This is a genomic window from Bradyrhizobium sp. USDA 4461, from assembly GCF_054055655.1.
The window spans coordinates 5437199-5458041 of the sequence record NZ_JBSRXM010000001.1; the positions used below are offsets into that span (position 1 = coordinate 5437199).

The window sequence follows — 20843 nt, forward strand, 5'->3', positions numbered from 1 at the left end:
CTTGTTCGCCGTACTCCGGCACGCGGCCTGCACCCACGAACGACTTCAGGTCGCGCGATTGAAGGCTGCGGCGGAATCCGCAACAATCTGGCCGGCGATCTCGTCGGCCCGCCAGCAGCGGACCGCGTGTCCGTCGGGACGCGTTTCAAGCGATGGCGCGGGCGCGCGACGGCAGACCGCCTCGGCATGACGACAGCGCGGATTGAACGCGCAGCCGTCCGGCGGATTCAGCGGACTGGGCGGCTCGCCCCTCGTGGTCGCAAGCGGTGCGCGGCGCAGCGGATCGGGAATCGCCGAGATCAGGGTTTGCGTATAGGGGTGCGCCGGCCGTTCGAAGATTTCGCGCCAGTCGCCGCTCTCCACGATGCGGCCGAGATACATGACCGCGACCCGGTCGCTCATGTGCTCGACGACGCCGAGGTCATGGCTGATCATGATGTAGGAGAGGCCGAGCGTTTCCTTCAACTCCAGCAGCAGATTGATGATCTGGGCCCGGATCGAGACGTCGAGCGCCGATACCGGCTCGTCGCAGATGACGATCCTGGGATTGAGGATCAGTGCGCGGGCGATGCCGATGCGCTGGCGCTGGCCGCCGGAGAATTCATGCGGGTAGCGGCCGGCTTGCTCGGGCCGCAGGCCGACCTGCCTCAGCATCGCCTCGATGCGTCCGTCGATCTCGCTTTTGGCCGTCACGCCGTGCAGCCGCAGCGGCGCCTCGAGCGTGCGACGAACGCTCTGGCGCGGATTGAGCGAGGCGTAGGGATCCTGAAACACGATCTGGACGATGCGGGCCAATGCCATGCGATCGAGCGATTGACCGCCGGTGACGACCTGGCCGTCGAGCACGATCCGGCCGCGCGTCGGCGTCTGCAGGCCAAGGATCGACAGCGCGACCGTCGACTTGCCGCAGCCGGATTCGCCGACCAGACCGAGGCATTCGCCGCGCTTCAGCTCGAGATCGACGCCGTCGACCGCACGCAACAGTCGCCGCCCGCCGCCTCGCAAGCCGCCCCCGATCGGATAATGGACCGCGAGATCCTCGACGCGGAGGATGACATCGTCGCTGGAGCCGTGCGCTGCGTCATGCATGGTGATGGCACCTGACGAGCCCGCCGTCGCCGAGCTGTGTCGTCTCCGGCGCGGTGGTCCGGCAGATCTCGGTCGCCTGCGTGCAACGCGGATTGAACCGGCAGCCGGCCGGGAAATCCGCGATCGCCGGCACGACGCCCGCGATCTCCTTGAGCTTGCTCCGGCCGAGTGCTGCACGCGTGCCGAGCCGCGGCAGCGAGTCGACCAGGCCTTTGGTGTAGGGATGCGCGGATGCGCGGAACAGCGCGTCCGAGCCGCGCTCCTCGACAATGCGGCCGGCATACATCACCGCGACGCGGCGGCAGACATTGGCGACCAGGCCGAGATCGTGGCTGATCATCAGGATCGCGGTGCCGCGCTCGGCACATAAATTCCGCATCAACTCGATGATCTCCGCCTGCACGGTCACGTCAAGCGCGGTCGTCGGCTCGTCGGCGATCAGGAGATCGGGCCCGCATGCGAGCGCGATGGCGATCATCACGCGCTGACGCATGCCGCCCGAAAGCTGGTGCGGGTAATCCCTCACCCTGCGCTCGGGCGCCGGGACGCGGACGCTCGCCAGTGCCTCGACGGCGAGCCGGTCGGCGTCACGCCAGCTCTTGCCCTGATGCAGCACGAACATTTCCGCGATCTGCCGGCCGATCGGCGAGACCGGATTGAGCGCCGTCATCGGCTCCTGGAAGATCATGGCGATGCGGTTGCCGCGCAGCGTGCGTTGCTCGGCCGCCGGAAGGTCCTGGATCTCGCGGCCGTCGAAGCGGATCGCGCCGGCACCGAGCGAAAGCGGCCGGCGCAACAGCCCGATCAACGCGAGCGCCGTTATGCTCTTGCCGCAGCCGGATTCGCCGACGAGGCCGAACGTCTCGCCGCGATCGATGCGGAATGAAACCCCCTCGACCGCCGCAATCCGGCGCGCCCCGTCGTCGAGGTCGATGCGCAGGTTCTCGACTTCGATCAAGGGAGGGGCCGTCATGTGCGCCGGCTCCGCGATTGTGGATCGAGGATATCGCGCAGGCCGTCGCCGAGCAGGTTGAGGCCGAGCACCGTCAGGAAGATGGCGAGGCCCGGGAAAACCGAGAGCCACGGTGCCGTGGTGATCTGGTCGCGGGCCTCCGACAGCATGCTGCCCCAGCTCGGATAGGGTGGGCGGATGCCGAGGCCGAGAAACGAAAGCGCGGCTTCCGCCAATATCGCGCCGCCCATGCCCAGCGTGCTGATGACGATGATGGGGCCGAGCATGTTGGGCAGCAGCTGCGTGATCATGATGCGCAGATCGCCGTAGCCCAGCACCTTTGCCGCCTGCACATAGCCCTGGCTCTTGAGCGACAAGGCCGACGCCCGTGCGATCCGGCACGAGAACGACCAGTTGGTCAGCCCGAGCGCGATCAGGAGGCTGGTCAGGCCGGGTCCAAGCACCGCCATGATGGCGAGCGCGAAGATCAGCGAGGGGATCGCGAGCATCAGATTGGTCAGGGCGTTGACGACATCGTCCCACCAGCTGCCCCAATAGCCGGCGGTCAGACCCAACGTCACGCCGATCACGCTGTTGACGAGCTGCGAGACGATGCCGACCGTCAGCGAGATGCGTGCGCCGTGCACGACGCGGGAATAGATATCGCGCCCCTGCGCATCGGTGCCGAACCACCAGATCCAGTTCGGCGGCTCTTCCGCATTCATCAAATTGGCACCCATGACTGGATCGGTGTGCGCCAGCCAGGGCGCGAACAGGCCGACGAAGATCGCAAGCGCGAACAGCACCCCGCCGATGATCGTGCTGGTGCCAAGCTTCATGCGTATCTGATCCTGGGATCGATCACGCCGTAGAGCAGGTCGATCAACGTATTGACCGCGAGAAAGAACAGCACCACGACGAGAATGGTGCCTTGCACGGCCGGGATGTCGCGCTGCAGGACGCTGTCGACCAGCAGCGAGCCGATGCCGGGCCAAGAGAACAGTTTCTCGACCACCACCGCTTGGCCCATCACGACGCCGAATTGCAGGCCGATCACCGTGAGGATGATGACGAGCGCATTGCGCATCACGTGCCAGGTCACGACCCGGGTTTCGCTCATGCCCTTTGAGCGCGCGGTCCGGACGAAATCCGCGGTCATGATCTCGAGCACCGCGGCCCGCGTCGTCCGCGCCAGCAGCGCCATCGGCGAGACGCCGAGGGTCACGGCGGGCAGCAACAGGTATTTCAGCCCGCCGTCGCCATAGCCGAAACTCGGCAGCCAGCCGAGCTTCAATGCAAACAGATACATCAGCAGCAGCCCGAGCCAGAACTTGGCCATCGAAAGGCCGGACACCGCCAGCACCATCGAAACCGTGTCGACGATGCTGCCCGGCCGCAGCGCGGCGACGAAGCCGAGCGGGACGCCGACCGCGATCGCAAATGCCAGCGCCGCGAAGATCAATTGCAGCGTCGGCCACATCCGTTTCGCGATCATGGTTGTGACCGGCTCACGGGTCCGGAACGAGGTCCCGAAATCACCCGTCGTGAGCCGACCGATATAGGAGCCGAAACGGACGTAGACGGGATCGTCGAGGCCGAGCTGCTTCTTCATGCGTTCCACGACCTGCGGGTCAGTCGGACCGCGGCCGTCGTCGCCCATGCTCGACGCGATGCTGCCCGGCACGATGCTGAACAGCACGAAGATCAGCAGCACGACGGCCAGCACGGTCGGAATGGTCTGCAGCACTCGGCGGATCGCGAAGGACAGCATTGGACGTTTTCCTCACTCCCTCCGTCGTTGCTCGCGATGGAGGGAGCGCAATGGCACTGTCACTTCGCCGGCGAGGTGTCGTCGACCCAGAGGTCTTCGACGTTCTGATGGGTCAGTTCCGTCGCGTCCAGCTGAATGCCCTTGAGCCAGGGCTGCACCGCCATGACGGCCTTGTTGTAGTTGAAGAACCAGATCGGCGCTTCCTCCTGGAGCAGCGCGTTGGCCTTTTGCAGCAGCTGGGTGCGCTTTGCGGCGTCGTCGGTCTGCCCGGCCGCATCGATCAGCTTGTCGAAGTCGGCGTTCTTGAAGGTCGTGTAGTTGCAGGCCGATTGCGGCGTCGCCGAGTGAAAGCATTTCAGCGCGGCCTGCGGATCCGGGCCGGTCGCCTGGGAATAGATGAAGGCCTGGAAGTCGCCCTTGCGAATGACTTCGGCCAGCACCGCGGTCTCGACCTGCTTGACCTTCACCTTGATGCCGACCTTGTCCAGCATCGGGATGGCGGCTTCGACGATCGGCAGGCCCCAGCTTTCATTCTGGCTGGTGGTCCATTCGAACTCGAAGCCGTTGGGATAGCCCGCGTCTGCAAGCAATTGCTTGGCCTTCGCGGGATCGTAGGGGTAGGGCTTCATCGCCTTGTCGTAGGCGGGCGAGGTCAAAGGCAGCCAGCTGGTGGCGCGATAGGCCTTGCCCTTGACCAGCTTGCTGATGATCAGATCGGCATCGATCGCGTAGTTGATGGCCTGCCGGACCCGCTTGTCGGAGAACGGCTTGAACATCGGATTCATCCCCATATAGCGCGTGAACACCTCGGCGACCTCGACGATGGTGCCCTTGAGGTCGGGGTCGGCCTGATAGGCGACATATTGCGCGGGCCCGAGCACCGAGGTATCGATCTCCTTGTTGCGGAAGGCGACATCGCGCGCCGCGGCTTCACCCATCAGCGAGATCACGATCCTGTCGGCATAGGGCTTGCCGGGCTTGTAGAACCGGTCCCATCGGTCCAGCACGATGCGCGATCCCGGCACGTGCTCGACGAATTTGAACGGACCAAGACCGATCGGCTTCTGGATGAAGCTCTCTTTCGCCGCCTCATCAGCGGGATAGATCGAGGTCAGCGCGGTGAAGAAATAGAAGGCGGGATCGACCTTCTCGGTCAGCTTCATTTCGAGGGTGAAGTCGTCGATCTTCTTCAGGCCGGAGATTTCCTTGGCCTGGCCCTTCTCGACCTCGGCGGCGCCCTCGATCACGCGGACAAAGCGTGCGCCGGGATAGGCCTTGGTGCCGTCCATGATGCGGTTGTAGGACCAGATGATGTCGTCGGCCGTCATCTTGCGGCCGTTGTGGAAATAGGCGTCGTCGCGCAGCTTGAAGGTATGGATGAGACCTCCGCCCGAGACGGTGACCTCCTTGGCGAGTTCCAGAACCGGTTTGCCTTCGGCTGAGTCCCAGATGTAGAGCGAGCGGTGCAGGGCCTTGGCGTAGATCTCGTCCTGGGCGCGCGGTGTGGTGTGGATGTCCATGCTGGTGAAGCTTGAGCCGTAGGGCGCCGTCATCCTGATGGTGCCGCCCTTGCGCGGAGTCTGGGCCTCCGCCGCGCCCGATAGGGCCAGTGCCAATCCGGCCACGATCGCAATCCGCCTGAACATCATGCTTCCCCAACTGGAATATCGATCAGCGAGTTGACCACTCGCAGCACGTCAAGCGCAAGGCACACGTTCGGTGGTGATGGCGATCGGCTCCAATAGGTGTGGAACGCTCAACGCCAGCGCCGGACGACCATCGGGAGCCCGGCGAATGAAAAGCATGGGGTGGGGGACCGTGCGTATCCAGAGTTGCAACGGCAGAACGCACGCTGCAGTTGAATCAGCCGCGCTCACCTCTTTGGTCTGCAAATGGACGGTAATTAAGTAATTGCGATTGAATGAAATTTGGCCGGCGGATCACCGCTTCAGCGCTGCTGCGGCGGAGTCGGCAGCGGGGCGACCGGCTCGGAAATCACCTCTGGCACCGCGGTGTTCAACTGCAGAACGTTGGCGGCGGCCGGCACCGCGGCATCGGCCATCGCCGCATGGCCTTCGGCAGTCGGGTGCACCGCGCCACCATACACCGCCGACAGGATGCCCCATGTCGCATCGTGGATGTCGGTTGGCTGCATCGAGGACGGCAGGCCCTGCGGGTAGGTCATCGCGGCGAAGTAGCTGTCATTGGCGTCGCGGATCCAGCGCGCACGCGGCAGATAGGCGCGGTATTCGCCGGCGCTGCGGCCGCATTTCAGCGGCTGGTTGGCGGCGGCGACGATATCGGATTCGAAGCTGTCGCCATTGGCGGCGAAGCAGTCGCGGTCGAACTCCGGATCGCTCGAGGCGCGCGCGCAGAAGCCGTGGCTTGCGAATGCATCCTGATGCGCATCGACGAAGGTCATGCGGTCGGCGCGCGGATTGCGGCAGATGATGCCGGACTGGCACTGCGCGAGCGCCTTGATCTGCGGCAGGAACTCGTTCTGCACGAAGCCCGAGACCTCGGCGAGCCGCCGCGGGTCGGCGTTGAAGGCGGGATGAATCTCGAAGCCGGCGCGGCCGCCAGGGCACGGCGTGCCGCCATTGGCCAGCGCCGGGTTGGCATAGGCGGTATAGATCACGTGCGAGAGGTCGCCGCCGACCAGCGGCTTCAGCGCCTCGCGCAGCTTGGCAAAGCCGGCCGGCAGGTCGCGCGCCAGTGCCGAGCGGGCATCATCGACGCTGGCGAGCGACCCGCCCTGGCTGAACAGCGTGCGTTCGGTCGGGGTGTCGACGATCACGTTGGCGACGAGGCCGGAGAAGTAGATGTCGTTGGCGCCGATCGACAGCAGCACGAGGTCGAGCGTGCGGTCCGGCTGGCGGCGCTTGGCGGCGGCGAGCGCGGTGCGCAGCTCGGCGATCTGGCCGTTGACGGTGCCCGAGCAGGTGTTGGCGGTCTTGGTCGGGAGGCATTCGCGCGCCTGCTGCGAGCCGAGCAGGCCGTCGGCGATGCTGGCGCCGGTGCAGGCCAGCGGCAGATAGGTCACCGCGATGTGCGGATATTGCACGGCGAGCGCAAGCGCGGTGCGGGTCTGATAGCTGTAGAGCGAGCGGTGGCAGGCCGAGTTGAGCCACAGCGCGCTCTGGCGCTGCCAGTTGGTCAGGGTATCCGGCGCCTCGCAGGCACGGCCGCCTTTGTAGCCGGCGCGGCTCGGCCGGTAATATTGCGCGCCGCCGAGATAGGAGCGGAAGCAGAACCCTTCGTCGGAGAGCGCAATGGCGCGGTCGGGATTGCCTTCGCCGGATGCGATGCTGTCGCCAAGGCCGGCGATCAGCAAGTCACGCACCGCGATCTGGGTCGTGACGCGCTGGTTGGCTTCGGCGCCGCTCGCGACGTCGACGGTCGCGACCGTGGTGCGGCCGTAGCGGACCCGCAGATTGACCGGCTCGGCGCAGTCGAAGGTCTGGGATTGCGGTCCGTCGCCGTCGTCGAACGACCAGGCGCAGGTGGCGCCGACCGGAACCGGGCCGGTGAGCCGCACGGTGATCGGGTGATCGATCGGCGTCAGATAGCTTTCCTTGACGTTGTCGCGGGTGCAGGGCTCGTTGACGCGGCCCTGCAGGTCGATGCAGAGCCGGTTGACCGTGTTGCGCGCCCAGCCGCGGCCGTCGCTCTGCAGTTCCAGCGCCTGTTCCGAGGCCAGCACGCTGCGGCCGAGCCCGCTTTCGACATGCAGGCGGAAGTCGCGTTCCTCGCGGAACAGGCGGAAGCGGTTGCGGACCTCCCAGGAGATCTGCAGCTGGCTGTCGTCCTGCGCCTCGGCGGCCGAGGCGAGTATCCCCGCCAGCGCGCTGCCGAGCAGCACGCTGCAGACCGTCACACGAAACGAAAATCGAACCAAAAAGCCAATCATGGCGCGGTTTGACGCGAGCGGTACGGCGAAAATAAGAGAAGCGGCTGCGGGGGGATCGAAAATCCGGGATCGAGTGAGCGGGATGCGGGCCGACGACGTTGCCTGTTACCGTTTCAGCTGCCTGATCCGCTGCTGCCGGCTTTCGATCGGTTGCCGCACGGTCGCCGAGGCCGTGCAGGCCTGGCTTAATCGCTTTCGTTCCTGCCAGGGCTGCACCACGTTGAGCCAGAGCTCGCGCATGCCCATGATCGAGATCGAGATCCCGAACGGGATCAGGAAATAGAGGATGCGGAACACGACCAGCGTCGCCAGCAATTGTTCCTTGCTGAACTCCGGCAGCGCCACCAGCATCGCCGCATCGAACACGCCGATCGAGCCGGGGGCGTGACTGGCGAAGCCGAGCAGCGTCGCCAGGATGAACACGACCGCCAGCGAGACGAAGTCGATATGCGGCTCGGTCGGCATCAACAGGTACATCGCAAGCGCACAGAAGCCGAGATCGACCACGCCGATCATGATCTGCAGCAGCGTCAGCTTGGCTGACGGCAGCACCACCTTCCAGCCGTTCTGGCCGAGCTCGCGGCGCTTCTCGCCGGTCAAGAGCCAGACGAAATAGGCGCCGATGCCGGCAAGGCAGCCGAGCGCGATCAGCCGGTTCATCGCCGGCGGCAGCAGGTCCATCGCCGATGCCGCCGCGGGGTGCCAGGCCATGCCGAAGCCGAGCACGAACAGATTGCCGAGCCAGAAGGTCAGGCCGGACAGAAAGCAGATCTTGGCGACGTCGATCGCGGAGAGGCCGTAATCGGAATAGATCCGGAAGCGGATCGCGCCGCCGGTAAAGACGGTGGCGCCGATATTGTGACCGATCGTGTAGCTGGTGAAGCTCGACAGCGCTGCGATGCGGTAGGGGACGTGGGTCTTGCCGATCGTGCGCAACGCGAAGAAGTCATAGAAGGTCAGCGTGCAGAACGCTCCGACCACGCAGAGCGCCGCCAGCGCGATCCGGTGCGGCGCGATGTCGGTCAGCGCGGTGAGGATGACACCGGTGTCGACGCCTTTCAGGGTGTGGACGAGCGACATGATCGCCAGCGCGATGATCAATACACTCGCGGCGATCCCGAGCCGTTTCCAGCCGATCTTTTCCTTGAAACCACGCCCAAGCGTGGTCAGCAGCCGAAGCATTCATCCTCCCGGCGGGGCGGCAATTTCAGTGGGACCCGGTCACGGACGGCGACGGGTGACGGGCAAACGCACCGTACGCGATGACCCATAAGGCAAAACCGATGCGTTGTGCAGCCCTTGACAAGCCAAGCTTCGACCCTCGTCCAGCGCCATTGTCATACTGGCTACATATGTTCTCGCTCTGCGGAATGTGAGTCGCAGACGTGGGGTCCGCTATGACGGAACGACTGCATGTTCCATCGTTCCCAGCGATTTCATCGGTATTTTTGCCGATTTTGTGGTCGTCTCGGCACTGTCGCGGGCAGCTGGCGCACAGCGAATGGACGATATGCATCGGCATGGGACGTCAGCGCCCGCGCTGGCGTTTACCAAAGTGTGAAGTCGATCCGCGTCCACGCATGATCCGGCTGTGGAGTGCGGGCCGGGACGCGGCGCGCCGGAGCCGGTCCGTAGGTCTATTGAGGCAAAACGCCGCGCAAGGTGGCGACGGCCCAGCCAGCGTCGACCATGACACACTTCGATCATTGGCGAAGTGTTTCATAGAAACGAAGGTCTATCTCTCGCATTGGTCGCCCAGAGCGAGGACAAGAGCATGCAACAGACATTCCTGAACCTCCGGCGCACGCCGGACGAGCGCGCGGCGTCCGATCCACAAAGGACCGGGCTTGCGGCGACATTGACGCTCGCCGCGATGAGCCTCGGTTACGGCGTCGTGCAGCTTGACGTCACCATCGTCAACACTGCGCTCAATGCCATCGGCGCCTCGCTCGGCGGCGGGGTTGCCGAACTGCAATGGGTGGTCAGCGCCTACACAATCGCCTTTGCCGCCTTCATCCTGACCGCGGGTGCGCTCGGTGACCGGATCGGCGCCAAGCGCGTCTTCATGGCGGGCTTTGCGATCTTCACCGCGGCATCGGTTGCGTGCGCGGTCGCGCCAGATGCGGTGACACTGATTGCCGCGCGCTGCGTGCAGGGGCTGGCCGCGGCCATCCTGGTGCCGAACTCGCTGGCGCTGCTGCGCCACGCCTATGCGGACGACAAGGCGCGCGGACGCGCGGTCGGCGTCTGGGCTGCCGGCGCGAGCCTTGCGCTGACCGCGGGCCCGTTTGTCGGCGGCGGACTGATTACGCTGGTCGGTTGGCGTGCGATCTTCCTGGTCAATCTGCCGATCGGCTTGGCCGGCCTCTGGCTCGCCTGGCGTTTTGCCGACGAAACCACCCGCCATCAGCAGCACCGGCTCGATCTGCCGGGGCAGCTCGCCGCGATTGCCGCGCTCGGCACTTTGGCCGGCGCGCTCATCGAAGGCGGCGCGCTCGGCTGGGACAGCCCGTTCGTGGTCGCAGGCTTCGTTCTCGCCGCGATCTTCTCCGTGCTGTTCATCTGGCAAGAGGCGCGCGCGCCGCAGCCGATGCTGCCGCTCTCGCTGTTCAGCCGTCGGATGTTCGCGCTGACCTCGCTGGTCGGTCTTCTGGTGAATGTGGCGTTCTACGGACTGATCTTCGTGCTCAGCCTCTACTTCCAGCAGATCAACGGGCTGTCGGCGTTTGCGACCGGTCTGGCGTTCGTGCCGATGCTCGGCGCGGTGCTGCCCGCCAACCTGATCGCGCCGCATCTCGCGGAGCGGATCGGCGCGCCGGCGGCGATCGCGCTTGGCGCCGCGGTCTCCGCCGCCGGTTGTCTGGCACTGCTGTTCATCAGCCCCGGCACGAGCTATCCCGCGATCTGTCTGCAACTCGTCGCGATCAGCGGCGGCCTCGGCCTGCTGGTGCCGCCCCTGACATCGACATTGCTCGGCAGTGCTGAGCCGCGGCACGCCGGCATCGCGGCCGGGGTGCTGAATGCGACCCGGCAGACCGGCAGCGTGCTCGGCGTCGCGTTGTTCGGCTCCCTGGTCGGCCGGTCCGCGGCCTTCATCGCCGGCCTGCATGTGGCACTCGTGATCTCCACCGGCGTGTTGCTTGCCGCCGCCGCGCTGATCTGGATCGGCGCATCATCACAAGCGCGGCAATGAGCCAGGCCGTCGTTGCGCGGTCGCGGCGCGGCATTTAACCTTGCACCGTCGAGGGCTGTCGCCGAGGGGGCCGATCAGATGTCTGCGCCAATCGACCGTCGTCTGTTGCTGCGCCGCGCCGCCATGCTCGGCGCCTCGCTGCCATTTGCCAACCTGACCGGTTCGGCGCGCGCAGGAGCACCCGGTCTGATCGCGCGCCGGGTATTCTTCGACAATCCCGATTACATCAACGTCCGCCTTAGCCCCGACGGGACGCAGCTCGCCTGGGTTGCGCCGCTCGACGGCGTGAACAATCTCTGGATCGCGCCGCTGTCCGACCTCAAGGCGGCGCGGCCGGTCACCCGCGTCACCGACCGCAACATCTCGAACGTGTATCGCTGGGCCCATACCAACCGCCATCTGGTGTTCTTTCGCGAGCGCGACGGTGACGAGAACTGGCGCGCCGCCAGCGTCGACGTCACGGACGGCAAGATCGTGCCGCTGACGCCGGAGGCCGGCGTCAAGTCGTTCGTGCAGGAATCCGATCGCAAGTTTCCCGACGAGATGCTGCTGCAGCACAACCAGCGCGACAAGCGATATTTCGATCTGTACCGCGTCAACATCGTGACCGGCGCAAGCGTGCTCGTTTACGAGAATCCGGACTATGCCGGCCTGGTTACCGACAGCGCATTCCAGTTGCGCATCGCCACGCGGCTGGCCGCCGATGGCTCTGCCGAAGTGTTCGAGCGTCGTCCGGACGGCAGCTGGGCGCCGTTCGCGACGGTGCCGATTGCCGATACCGACACGACGCACATCCTCGATTTCAGCGAGGACGGCAACACGATGTACCTGATCGACTCGCGGGGCCGCGACAAGGCGGCGTTCTTCGCGCTCGACATGGCGACGCGCCAGACCACGCTGCTCGCCGCCGACGAAGACGCCGACATCGTGCGCGCGATCTTCGACGAGCACCGCCGGCCGATCGCGGCATTGGCGGTCACCGACCGGGTCCGCTGGCACGCCATCGATCCGGGCGTCAGCCAGAATCTCGCCGATCTGACTCGGCACGGCGCCGGCGACATCAGCTTCGTCAGCAACAGCGACGATCTGCGGCTCGGCAGCATCTACTACGAGCGCGATACCGAGAGCGGCGAATACGCGCTGCTCGACCGCAAGACGCGCGAGGTGCACAAGCTGTTCACCCAGCGCCGCGCACTCGACGGCCTGGCGTTACGCAAGCTGGAACCGGTGGTGATCCCCGCGCGCGATGGCCTGCGCCTCAACTGCTACCTGACCCGGCCGGTCGAGGCCGAAGCCGGCCGCGTGCCGCTGGTGCTGGTGATCCATGGCGGTCCTTACTACCGCGACAGCTGGGGCTTCAGCCCGGTCCATCAATGGCTCGCCAGCCGCGGCTATGCGGTGCTTGCCGTCAACTATCGCGGTTCGACCGGCTTCGGCAAAGCCTTCGTCACCGCGGCCGACCACGAATGGGGCGGCAAGATGCATGACGATTTGATCGACGCGGTCGATTGGGCGATCGCGCAAGGCATCGCCGATCCGAAGCGCGTCGGCTTCTTCGGCGGCAGCTATGGCGGCTATTCGGCGCTGGTGGCCGCGACCAAGACGCCCGACGTCTTCGCCTGCATCGTGGATCTGTTCGGCATCTCCAATCTGGTCACATTCATGGCGACGATCCCGCCCTACTGGGGCCCGTGGATCAGCGTCTGGAAAAACCGGCTCGGCGATCCCGACACCGAGGCCGGCCGCGCGTTCCTGGTCGAACGTTCGCCGCTGACCCACATCGATCGCGCCACCAAGCCGATCCTGATCGCCCAGGGCATGCGCGACGTGAGGGTCGTGGCTGCCGAGTCCGAGCAGATGGTCAATGCGCTCAAGCAGCGTGGCGTGCCGGTGACCTACGTCACATTCGCCGACGAGGGGCACGGCTTCGTGCGGCCGGAAAATCGGCTCGCCTTTTATGGTGTCACCGAAGCATTCCTCGCCAAGCACCTTGGCGGTCGTTGCCAGCCGATTGGCAATGACTTCGCGGGTTCGTCGCTCAAGGTCGAGACCGGAGCCGAACTGGTGCCCGGGCTGCGCGGCTGAGACGGATCGCGCCGCTCGAAAGCGTCCTAGTCCTTGCGCAGGGCGAAATAGGCGCCGCAGAACGCCATCACGGCGCCGAGGCACAGCGCGGCGAGGCCGGCGACCACGGCGGAAATGGTCGAGACCGTGCTCGGCGCCGAGGCGGCCTGGCCGGCGCCCGCCAGCATCAGCACGCCGACGACGATCAGGAACTGTCGCATCCGCTGCGGGATCTGGCCGGCGACCGCGCTGTGCATCAGATTGGCGGTGAAGTAGCCGCCGGAAAACCCGACGGATGCGATCAGCCACCAGGCGATCGCCGCGCCGGCCGGCATGAATTCGCGGGTATCGGAGCGCCACAGGCCGCCGAGATCGAGCCCGTAGCGCGCGCCGAGCATATGCACGGCAAGCGCCAGCAGCACGCCGGATATCATAGCGCCGCCGAGGATGAGGTAGCGTGGAAAATAGGTCGTCTCGGGCATGGCCCGCTTGTAGGATAAGCCCGACCTTCCGCGCAAGCGCGCGGATACGCTCGATCAGGTGGAACGGCGGATTGCCAACAACGTTGCAGGACCGGTCGGAGGCAGGCGAGGGCACAGCGGTGCGCTATGCGTACAAGGCCTCGTTGATCGGCTCGGCGCACCAGTTCGAACTGACCGAGGACGGGCTGGCGTGGCGGATCGCCGGCCGGTCCGGCGTCTGGGACTACGCCGACATCTCCGCCGTGAAGCTGTCCTATCGCCCGGTCTCGATGCAGCAGCAACGGTTTCGCGCCGACATCGACAACGCCAAAGGCGGTCGAATCGCGATTCTCTCGACCACCTGGCAGACCGCGACGCTGGTGGCGCCGCAGGGCCATCTCTATCGCGACTTCATCGTCGCGCTGCATCGTAGGATGCAGGCGGCCGGCAGCACGGCCCGGCTGGTCGGAGGGCTCGGGCCGAAGACATACACCGCCGCGCTGGCGCTGCTGGCCTGCCTTGCGGTGGCAATGCTCGGCTTGCTGCTGATGGCGCTATGGACCGCGAACTGGATGGGTGCGCTGTTCCTGGTCGGCTTTGCCGCGCTGTTCACCTGGCAGGTCGGCGGCTTCGTCACCCGCAACCATCCGCGGCGCTACAGTTTCGATCGGTTGCCCGATGCGCTGCTGCCGAAGGTCACCCGCAATCAAGCGCAATGAAGCAGCGCTTCGCGCGACCGACTGTAAGCGGGCTGTAAGCAACACGCTGTAATATTAGCGCCTGATTTGCTTTCAGCTGGAGTGTCAGATGACAATCCGGACCCCCATTCTGGCTCTATGCCTCATCCTCTTGAGCATGCATCCGGCTCTCTCCAAGGGCAGCGTGGGCAACAAGCATGATCCGCTTGATCACCATCACATCGACAATCTGCCCGTCGATGTGCGGCAATACGTTGCCGGGATTTGCAAGGGGGCGCCTGTCGCGCAGCACGACTTCGCGACCTACTCGCCGCAGGAGAAGCGCTGGCGGATCAACCTCGAATATCTGCAGTGCGGCGTGATCGGAGAGTATCGCAGAGGCGACCAGTGCCTCGATGTCGACTTCGTTGCCGAGGGCACGCATTTTCGTCTCGCTCGAAAGACGTACGCCGCCTGCGGTTATTGATGTTGGTGCTGCGTTCCGAAGGCCAACTCGGAGTGCAGATGCGATGTCACTCCGTCGAATCGAAATCCTCTTCGGTCGCGCTCAGCATGCCGGCAAGCGTGCGCAGGCCGAGATCGAGCTGCTCCATCGGCGGCGCGGCAAGCGCGAGCCGCACCGCATTGGGCGCATGGCCCGGCGTGGCGGCGAAGGTGGTCGACGGCGTCAGCGCGATGTCGCGGCGCGCTGCCGCCGCGACCAGGGTCTGCGAGCGCCAGTGCGGCGGCAAGGTCAGCCAGAGGTGATAGGATTTCGGGTTGGTCTGGATCTCGAAATCGGCCAGATGCTTCGCCGCGATCTGCTGGCGGCGGCCGGCGTCGATCCGCTTCAGCCGTGACAATTCGGCGGCGGTGCCGTCGGCCATCAGCCGCTGCCCCGCCGCGAAGGCGTAGCCCGACGCGGTCCAGCCGCCCGAGCGCACCGCGGCCATGACGCTCTCGCGCAGCCGCGGCGGCGAGACGATGAAGCCGAGCGCGAGGCCCGGCGCGACCTTCTTCGACAGGCTGTCGAGCACGATGCAGCTGTCCGGCGCCAGCGACGCCAGCGGCACCTCGTCATCGAGGAAGCCGTAGACGCCATCCTCGATGATGACGAGGCCGAGCTTCTCCACCACGCGCAACAGCTCGGCGCGACGCTCGGCCGGCATCGTGATGCTGAGCGGGTTCTGGATCGTGGGCTGGACATAGATCGCGGACAGATGCGCCTCGCGATGCGCCTTCTGCACCGCGTCCGGGCGGACGCCGTGCTCGTCCATCGCAAGCGGCACCAGCGAGACACCGAGCCGCGCGGCGATGCCCTTCACGAAGGGATAGGTCAGCGCCTCGACGCCGCAGCGTCCGCCTGATGGCACAACAGCGGCGAGCGCGGCGGCGATGCATTGCCGGCCATTGGCGGTGAACACGATCTGATCCGGATTCGGCGACCAGCTCTTGCGTGCGAGGAATTCGGCGGAGATCGTCCGCGCCGCCCGGGTGCCGAAACTGGTGGCCGGCCGCAGCGCGCCTTCGAGCACCTCGGGCCGCTCGAGCCCTTCCAGGCTCTTGGCGATCATCGTCGCCTGGTGCGGCAGCAGGGGATAGTTGAATTCGAGGTCGATGCGGGCGCCGCGCGGCTCGGGCGGGGCCACATTGCCGCGGCGCGCTTCACCGGACACGAAGGTGCCGCGGCCGACCTCGCCGACCACCAGCCCGCGCCGCAACAGCTCGGTGTAGACCCGGCTCGCGGTCGAGACCGCGATGTTGCGGTCATAGGCGAAATGACGCTGCGGCGGCAGGCGGTCGCCGGCCTTTAGCGCGCCGCTGGCGATCTCGGCGGCCACCGCATCCGCCAGCTTCAGATATTCGAACCGGGACATTATTGCACCGAGAACAATGTTTCGCTTGCTCCGAGCAATGTACCGGATCATTTAAGGGGAAACAAGCCCATGATTGTACCGAGGAGCGCGAAAGCAACCCGAGGTGATGACGGCGCGGCTGCGAAATGGCATTTGCGTCAACGGCACAGCTTTGCCGTCTGGGCATAGAAGGAGATAGACGATGACGACGGTAACCTCAACCGCCCCTACGCCCGCGCGGTCCAGCATGCGCGGCGGATTGCTCCGATTGCTCCGACTGACGGGCGATGCGCTGGCGGGCCATTGGATGCGCCGCGAGGCGATCAAGACGCTGCGCCAGCTCGACGACCGGACGCTGCGCGACATCGGAATCTCGCGCTGTCAGATCGAGACCGCCGTCACCGGCGATCTCGATCTGGAACTGGTGCGGGTGCGTTAGGCTGCTGCTGCTGCGCTGGCGCGTGATCCGGAAAACGACGCAGCGGTTTTTCGTGCTCAAACAACGAGCTCGGCGCCGGTTTGCAGCATTCACCGAAACTACACCAAAGAAGCGGAAGAGCCCCGGTTTGTGATCTGCGTCGCTGCAAGGTTGTGACGCGCTATGCTAGCGTATTCGCCGCGTACGCTAGCGTGGTAGTTGGGGACCGATGGCCGCTCGCAAATTGTCGCAAGGGCAGGCCCCGACCCGGGAAGCGCGTCGCCGCTGGCACGAGGAGCGGTCGCTGCGCTGTGCGATCAGGCTCGCCCGCATGGGCTACTGGGAATCGCAGAGCGCCACCGCGACCGAATTCTGGATATCGCCGGAGCTAGCTGCCTTCTACCAATTCGAGACGGTCGACGGCTTCGTCTCCATCGCTGAGGTGCGCGAGCGCTATCTGCCTGAAAGCCGCAAGGTTCTGGAGTCGCATTACGCGGCCTGCTGGGCGGAGGGGCGGCCCTATGCCGTGCAGACGCGGCTGCGCGGCTCCGACGGCAGCCTGCTCGACTGCGTGGTGCATGGCGAGCCGGACTTCGACGCGCGTGGTCAGGTCCGGCGCGTGTCCGGCATTGTTCGCGACGTCACCGAGGAGACCTCCGCGCTGCGGCGCCTGGCGGAGAGCGAGCAGCGGCTGGCCGATTTTGTCTCGACCGCCTCGGATTGGTGCTGGGAAAGCGATGCCGAGCATCGCCTGCTGCCTTATCCCAAATCGCTCGCCGGCAATGCCGCCTTCCAGACGGTGGCCGCCGGCCGCAAGGCGCGCTGGGAACTGGCCTATGCGCCGGAGGACGCGGAGGCCATGGCGCAGCACCGCGCCGACATGGAGGCCCGTCGCCCTTTTCGCGACTTCACCTATACGCTGATCGGCCAGGACGGCTCGCGCGTCAGCATCTGCACCAGCGGCAAGCCGATCTACGCCGATGATGGCAGCTTCCGCGGTTATCGCGGCACGTCGAGCGACATCACCCAGCTCCGCGCGGCCAAGGCGCTGCTCGACCAGCGCACGCGGGCGCTGGAGGAAGCCCACCGCCTCGGCAAGATCGGCACCTGGAGCTACCGGCTGGACACCGGCCGCACGGTCTGGGCGCCCGAGCTCTACCAGCTGCTCGGCTTTGCGCCCGGCACGTTCGAGCCGACCGATGCGAGCATGAAGCCCTATTTCCTGGACGGCGACGCCGAGCGCTTCCGCGAGGTGCAGAAGCGGGTGCTGCGCAGCCGCAGGACCGAGGCCACCGACCTGCGTGTGCTGCACGCAGACGGCACGGCGCGCGATCTGGCCGTGATCTGCAAGGCGGAGGTCGCCCACGACAAGGTGATCGGCATCATCGGCACCGTGCAGGACGTCACCGAGCGCAAGGAGGCCGAGCGCCAGCTCGAGCAGCTCGCCTACAGCGATCCCCTGACCGGTCTTGCCAATCGCGCGCTGTTCAAGCGCCAGCTCGCCAGCCTGATCGAGGGCTGCGCGCCGGGCAGCCGCGGCGGCGCGCTGCTGCTGATCGACCTCGATCGCTTCAAGGAGGTCAATGATTCCCTCGGCCATGCCGCCGGCGACGAATTGCTGATCCGGGTGGCGGCCGCGTTGCGGCAGGAATTGGGGCCGCGCGCCTTCATCGCCCGGCTCGGCGGCGACGAATTCGCCGTGCTGGCCGACGGATACGGCGCGTCCGACACCGCGCTGACCGGGCTTGCCGATCGGCTCATCGGCAAGCTCTCCGCCCCGGTCGAACTCATCGAGGGCGAGGCCTTTGTCGGCGCCACTATCGGCATCGCCCGCTTGCCGGAGCATGGCACGACGGCGGAAACCGCCATGCGCAATGCGGATCTCGCGCTCTACATGGCCAAGGAGGCCGGGCGCGGCCGGGCGCAATTGTTCGAGCCGGTCTACGCCCAGGCGGTCGATGAGCGGCTCGATCTCGGCCGGCATCTGCGCCACGCCGTCGAGGCCGGCGCGCTCGAGGCGCATTACCAGCCGCAGCTGGACCTGAAGACCGGCCGCGTCACCGGCTTCGAGGCGCTGCTGCGCTGGAGCCATCCCGAGCGCGGCCCGATCTCGCCGGCGGAGTTCATCCCGATCGCCGAAAGCTCCGGGCTGATCGTCGATCTCGGCCTGTGGGTGCTGCGCGAGGCCTGCCGGCAGGGCCGCGCCTGGCTCGATGCCGGGCTGCCGCCACGCTCCGTCTCGGTCAACGTCTCGCCGGCGCAGATCTGGAACGTGGATTTCGAGGCGGCGGTCGCGGCCGTGCTGGCAGAGACCGGCTTTCCGGCGAAGCTGCTCTGCCTGGAGCTGACCGAAAGCCTGTTCGTCGATCACACCGAGCAGCGGATCAGCCGCACGCTGACGGCGCTCTCCGACCTCGGCGCCCGGCTGGCGCTGGACGATTTCGGCTCGGGCTATTCCTCGCTCGGCTATCTGACACGGCTGCCGTTCGACTGCCTGAAGGTCGACCGCGCCTTCGTGGACGGCATTTCCAGCGCGCCGGAGAAGCGCAAGCTGCTCGGCGGCATCATCGCGCTGTCGCACGGGCTCGGCATGACCGTGGTGGCGGAGGGCGCCGAATTGCCGGCCGAAGTGGATGTGCTCGGCACCCTCAATTGCGACCTGGTGCAGGGCTTCGTGTTCTCGCCGCCGATCGCAGCCGACCAGGCGCCGCTGGTCGCCGCCTCGATCGAGCGCGAGGCGCGCCGGACCGAGCCGAAACAGAATCGCGGCTAGGCGAACAACGGGTGGGATCCAATGTATATTCGCCAGATTGTTTTCGCCGTCGTGCTGCTCGGCGGTTTGGTTCGGTTCGGGCCTGCCACAGCTGAAGACGGCTTCCCAGCCGCGGAGTGGGAGCATGTCACCCCTGCAGAGTTGGGCTGGTCGGAGACCGTATTGGCCCAGGCGCGATCCTTTTCAGATCAACTTCGCTCGAGCGCGGTTGTGATCGTTCAGCACGGAAAGGTGGTGGCGGAGTGGGGCAATACGACGAAGCCGATGGAAGTCGCTTCAGTCCGCAAGAGCCTGCTCAGCGCCCTGATCGGCATCGCTGTGTCGGATCACCTGATCAATCTCGACAGCACGCTTGGCGAACTCGGCATCGACGATAATCCGCCCGGCCTGAGCGGGAGCGAGAAGGGCGCGACGGTGCGCGAACTCGTCGAAGCGCGTTCCGGGGTCTACCACGCAGCGCTCTACGAGACGCCGGACATGGCCAAGATGCGACCGCCGCGCGGCAGCCACCCGCCCGGCACCTTCTGGTACTACAACAATTGGGACTTCAACGCGCTCGGCACGATCTACGAACACGCAACCGGAAGCGGCATCTTCGAGGCGCTCGACCAAAAGATAGCAAAGCCAATCGGCATGCAGGACTACCGGCAACAGGATGGCAGCTACGTCCGCGGCGAAGCGTCTATCCACCCCGCCTATGAGATCCGCATGAGCGCACGGGACTTGGCGCGTTTCGCACTTCTCTATCTGCACAACGGCAATTGGGCCGGACACCAGATCGTGCCGCGGGAGTGGGTGGAAGAGAGCACGCGTGGCTATTCGAGAGCGGCGTTCGGGCCGGGCTATGGCTATCTCTGGTGGACCGGCTTTCTGGGCGGTGCCGTTGCGCCTACGGTGACTTTGCCCGAGGGCAGCTTTTGGGCCGAAGGTCAAGGTGGCCAATACGCCTTGGTCGTGCCCGCGCTCGATCTCGTCGTGGTGCATCGTGTCGACCGCGACACGCCCTACACCGAACCTTCCATGCGTAGTTTTGCCAGGCTCTTCTGGCTGATCCTGAAGGCCGAGGGTTATGATCCCGGGCCCGATGCCTCGCTCACCGCAGCGACCGGCGAACGACCGACAGGGGAGACCTTGGCCGCAAAACTCCGGGGCAGGACGATCAGCTTCGGTCCCAAGCTCAGGGATGGTCCGCGCACAATGCGATTCGATCCCGACGGCCGGATGACCTATACGCACCGGGACGAGGCCCTTGAACCTGCGGCCGGGACATGGACGGTCGCGGAGGACAAGCTCTGTATCCTCAACCCGGGTGCCAGACGTCGCTGCTACATTCCAGTGCTGAACGGTGAACAGATCGAGTTGTTCGACCAGCTTGGCGTTATGCAAATCGCCGGGGTGGTGCTGCCTCAGTGATCTGCATGCAACAGTCGGCTCGCTGTGTCCGCTTTTCGGCGCATAGCGACCATCGCGCCTTCGGTCAGCATTTCATCGAGCCTGACCGCCGAGATTAGGTTCCGGCGCTGTCAGTCGCAAAAAAAATTTGGGCAGGCCCTTGAAGGGCATTTTTTCGATTCCCAAGTCGGTTGCCGCCGAGCCGGTTCTGGACGCTGGTCGCCGAGGCCGAGGAAGTCGAAGCCCGCGACAGCGGCGCCGGCGAGGCACTGCTGATCAGGCCATCC

General features: G+C 65.9%; 16 protein-coding genes. 6 read left to right on the plus strand and 10 right to left on the minus strand.

From position 1 onward, the window contains the following. Nucleotides 1-45 precede the first annotated feature (45 nt). The 7 genes from ACVINW_RS25140 to ACVINW_RS25170 all read right to left on the minus strand — a co-directional run bounded on the left by ACVINW_RS25140 (nt 46) and on the right by ACVINW_RS25170 (nt 8904). Nucleotides 46-1089 (minus strand): ABC transporter ATP-binding protein, encoded by a 1044-nt coding sequence (locus tag ACVINW_RS25140; RefSeq protein ID WP_456753790.1) that lies wholly within the window; start codon nt 1087-1089, stop codon nt 46-48. Beyond that, nucleotides 1082-2062, minus strand: a complete 981-nt coding sequence (locus tag ACVINW_RS25145; protein WP_456753791.1) for an ABC transporter ATP-binding protein — start codon at nt 2060-2062, stop codon at nt 1082-1084. Before ACVINW_RS25145 ends, ACVINW_RS25140 begins: the two co-directional genes overlap by 8 nt. Further along, nucleotides 2059-2880, minus strand: a complete 822-nt coding sequence (locus ACVINW_RS25150) for an ABC transporter permease (protein WP_456753792.1) — start codon at nt 2878-2880, stop codon at nt 2059-2061. Before ACVINW_RS25150 ends, ACVINW_RS25145 begins: the two co-directional genes overlap by 4 nt. Beyond that, on the minus strand, nt 2877-3812 hold the full coding sequence (locus ACVINW_RS25155) for an ABC transporter permease (protein WP_456753793.1): 936 nt from the start codon (nt 3810-3812) through the stop codon (nt 2877-2879). Before ACVINW_RS25155 ends, ACVINW_RS25150 begins: the two co-directional genes overlap by 4 nt. A gap of 59 nt (nt 3813-3871) precedes the next feature. Next, complete coding sequence (locus ACVINW_RS25160; RefSeq protein ID WP_456753794.1) at nt 3872-5461, minus strand: ABC transporter substrate-binding protein; 1590 nt, start codon at nt 5459-5461, stop codon at nt 3872-3874. Between the two features lie 299 nt (nt 5462-5760). Next, on the minus strand, nt 5761-7722 hold the full coding sequence (locus tag ACVINW_RS25165; protein ID WP_456753795.1) for a hypothetical protein: 1962 nt from the start codon (nt 7720-7722) through the stop codon (nt 5761-5763). 105 nt (nt 7723-7827) lie between these two features. Continuing rightward, on the minus strand, nt 7828-8904 hold the full coding sequence (locus tag ACVINW_RS25170) for a lysylphosphatidylglycerol synthase transmembrane domain-containing protein (RefSeq protein ID WP_456753796.1): 1077 nt from the start codon (nt 8902-8904) through the stop codon (nt 7828-7830). A gap of 592 nt (nt 8905-9496) precedes the next feature. Here ACVINW_RS25170 and ACVINW_RS25175 point away from each other — a divergent pair. Together ACVINW_RS25175 and ACVINW_RS25180 are read left to right on the plus strand one after the other, a co-directional pair. Further along, complete coding sequence (locus tag ACVINW_RS25175; protein ID WP_456753797.1) at nt 9497-10915, plus strand: MFS transporter; 1419 nt, start codon at nt 9497-9499, stop codon at nt 10913-10915. A gap of 78 nt (nt 10916-10993) precedes the next feature. Then, nucleotides 10994-13000 carry a S9 family peptidase gene (locus ACVINW_RS25180; protein WP_456753798.1) on the plus strand — a complete coding sequence of 669 codons (2007 nt, stop codon included), beginning with the start codon at nt 10994-10996 and terminating at the stop codon, nt 12998-13000. Nucleotides 13001-13026: 26 nt separating this feature from the next. On the opposite strand, the gene ACVINW_RS25185 is transcribed toward ACVINW_RS25180, so the two are convergent. Further along, nucleotides 13027-13461, minus strand: a complete 435-nt coding sequence (locus ACVINW_RS25185; protein WP_456753799.1) for a hypothetical protein — start codon at nt 13459-13461, stop codon at nt 13027-13029. 83 nt (nt 13462-13544) lie between these two features. On the opposite strand from ACVINW_RS25185, the gene ACVINW_RS25190 reads away from it, so the two are divergent. Continuing rightward, nucleotides 13545-14159, plus strand: a complete 615-nt coding sequence (locus ACVINW_RS25190; RefSeq protein WP_456756492.1) for a hypothetical protein — start codon at nt 13545-13547, stop codon at nt 14157-14159. Between the two features lie 115 nt (nt 14160-14274). On the opposite strand, the gene ACVINW_RS25195 is transcribed toward ACVINW_RS25190, so the two are convergent. Together ACVINW_RS25195 and ACVINW_RS25200 are read right to left on the minus strand one after the other, a co-directional pair. Continuing rightward, nucleotides 14275-14562 carry a hypothetical protein gene (locus ACVINW_RS25195; protein WP_456753800.1) on the minus strand — a complete coding sequence of 96 codons (288 nt, stop codon included), beginning with the start codon at nt 14560-14562 and terminating at the stop codon, nt 14275-14277. An 88-nt stretch (nt 14563-14650) separates the two neighbouring features. Beyond that, on the minus strand, nt 14651-15994 hold the full coding sequence (locus ACVINW_RS25200; RefSeq protein ID WP_456753801.1) for an aminotransferase-like domain-containing protein: 1344 nt from the start codon (nt 15992-15994) through the stop codon (nt 14651-14653). A gap of 247 nt (nt 15995-16241) precedes the next feature. Between ACVINW_RS25200 and ACVINW_RS25205 the strand changes: the two genes are divergently transcribed. The 3 genes from ACVINW_RS25205 to ACVINW_RS25215 all read left to right on the plus strand — a co-directional run bounded on the left by ACVINW_RS25205 (nt 16242) and on the right by ACVINW_RS25215 (nt 20577). Further along, nucleotides 16242-16412 (plus strand): DUF1127 domain-containing protein, encoded by a 171-nt coding sequence (locus tag ACVINW_RS25205; protein ID WP_456753802.1) that lies wholly within the window; start codon nt 16242-16244, stop codon nt 16410-16412. Nucleotides 16413-16620: 208 nt separating this feature from the next. Then, on the plus strand, nt 16621-19164 hold the full coding sequence (locus ACVINW_RS25210; RefSeq protein WP_456753803.1) for an EAL domain-containing protein: 2544 nt from the start codon (nt 16621-16623) through the stop codon (nt 19162-19164). A 21-nt stretch (nt 19165-19185) separates the two neighbouring features. After that, nucleotides 19186-20577 (plus strand): serine hydrolase domain-containing protein, encoded by a 1392-nt coding sequence (locus ACVINW_RS25215; RefSeq protein ID WP_456753804.1) that lies wholly within the window; start codon nt 19186-19188, stop codon nt 20575-20577. Nucleotides 20578-20843: the final 266 nt, after the last annotated feature.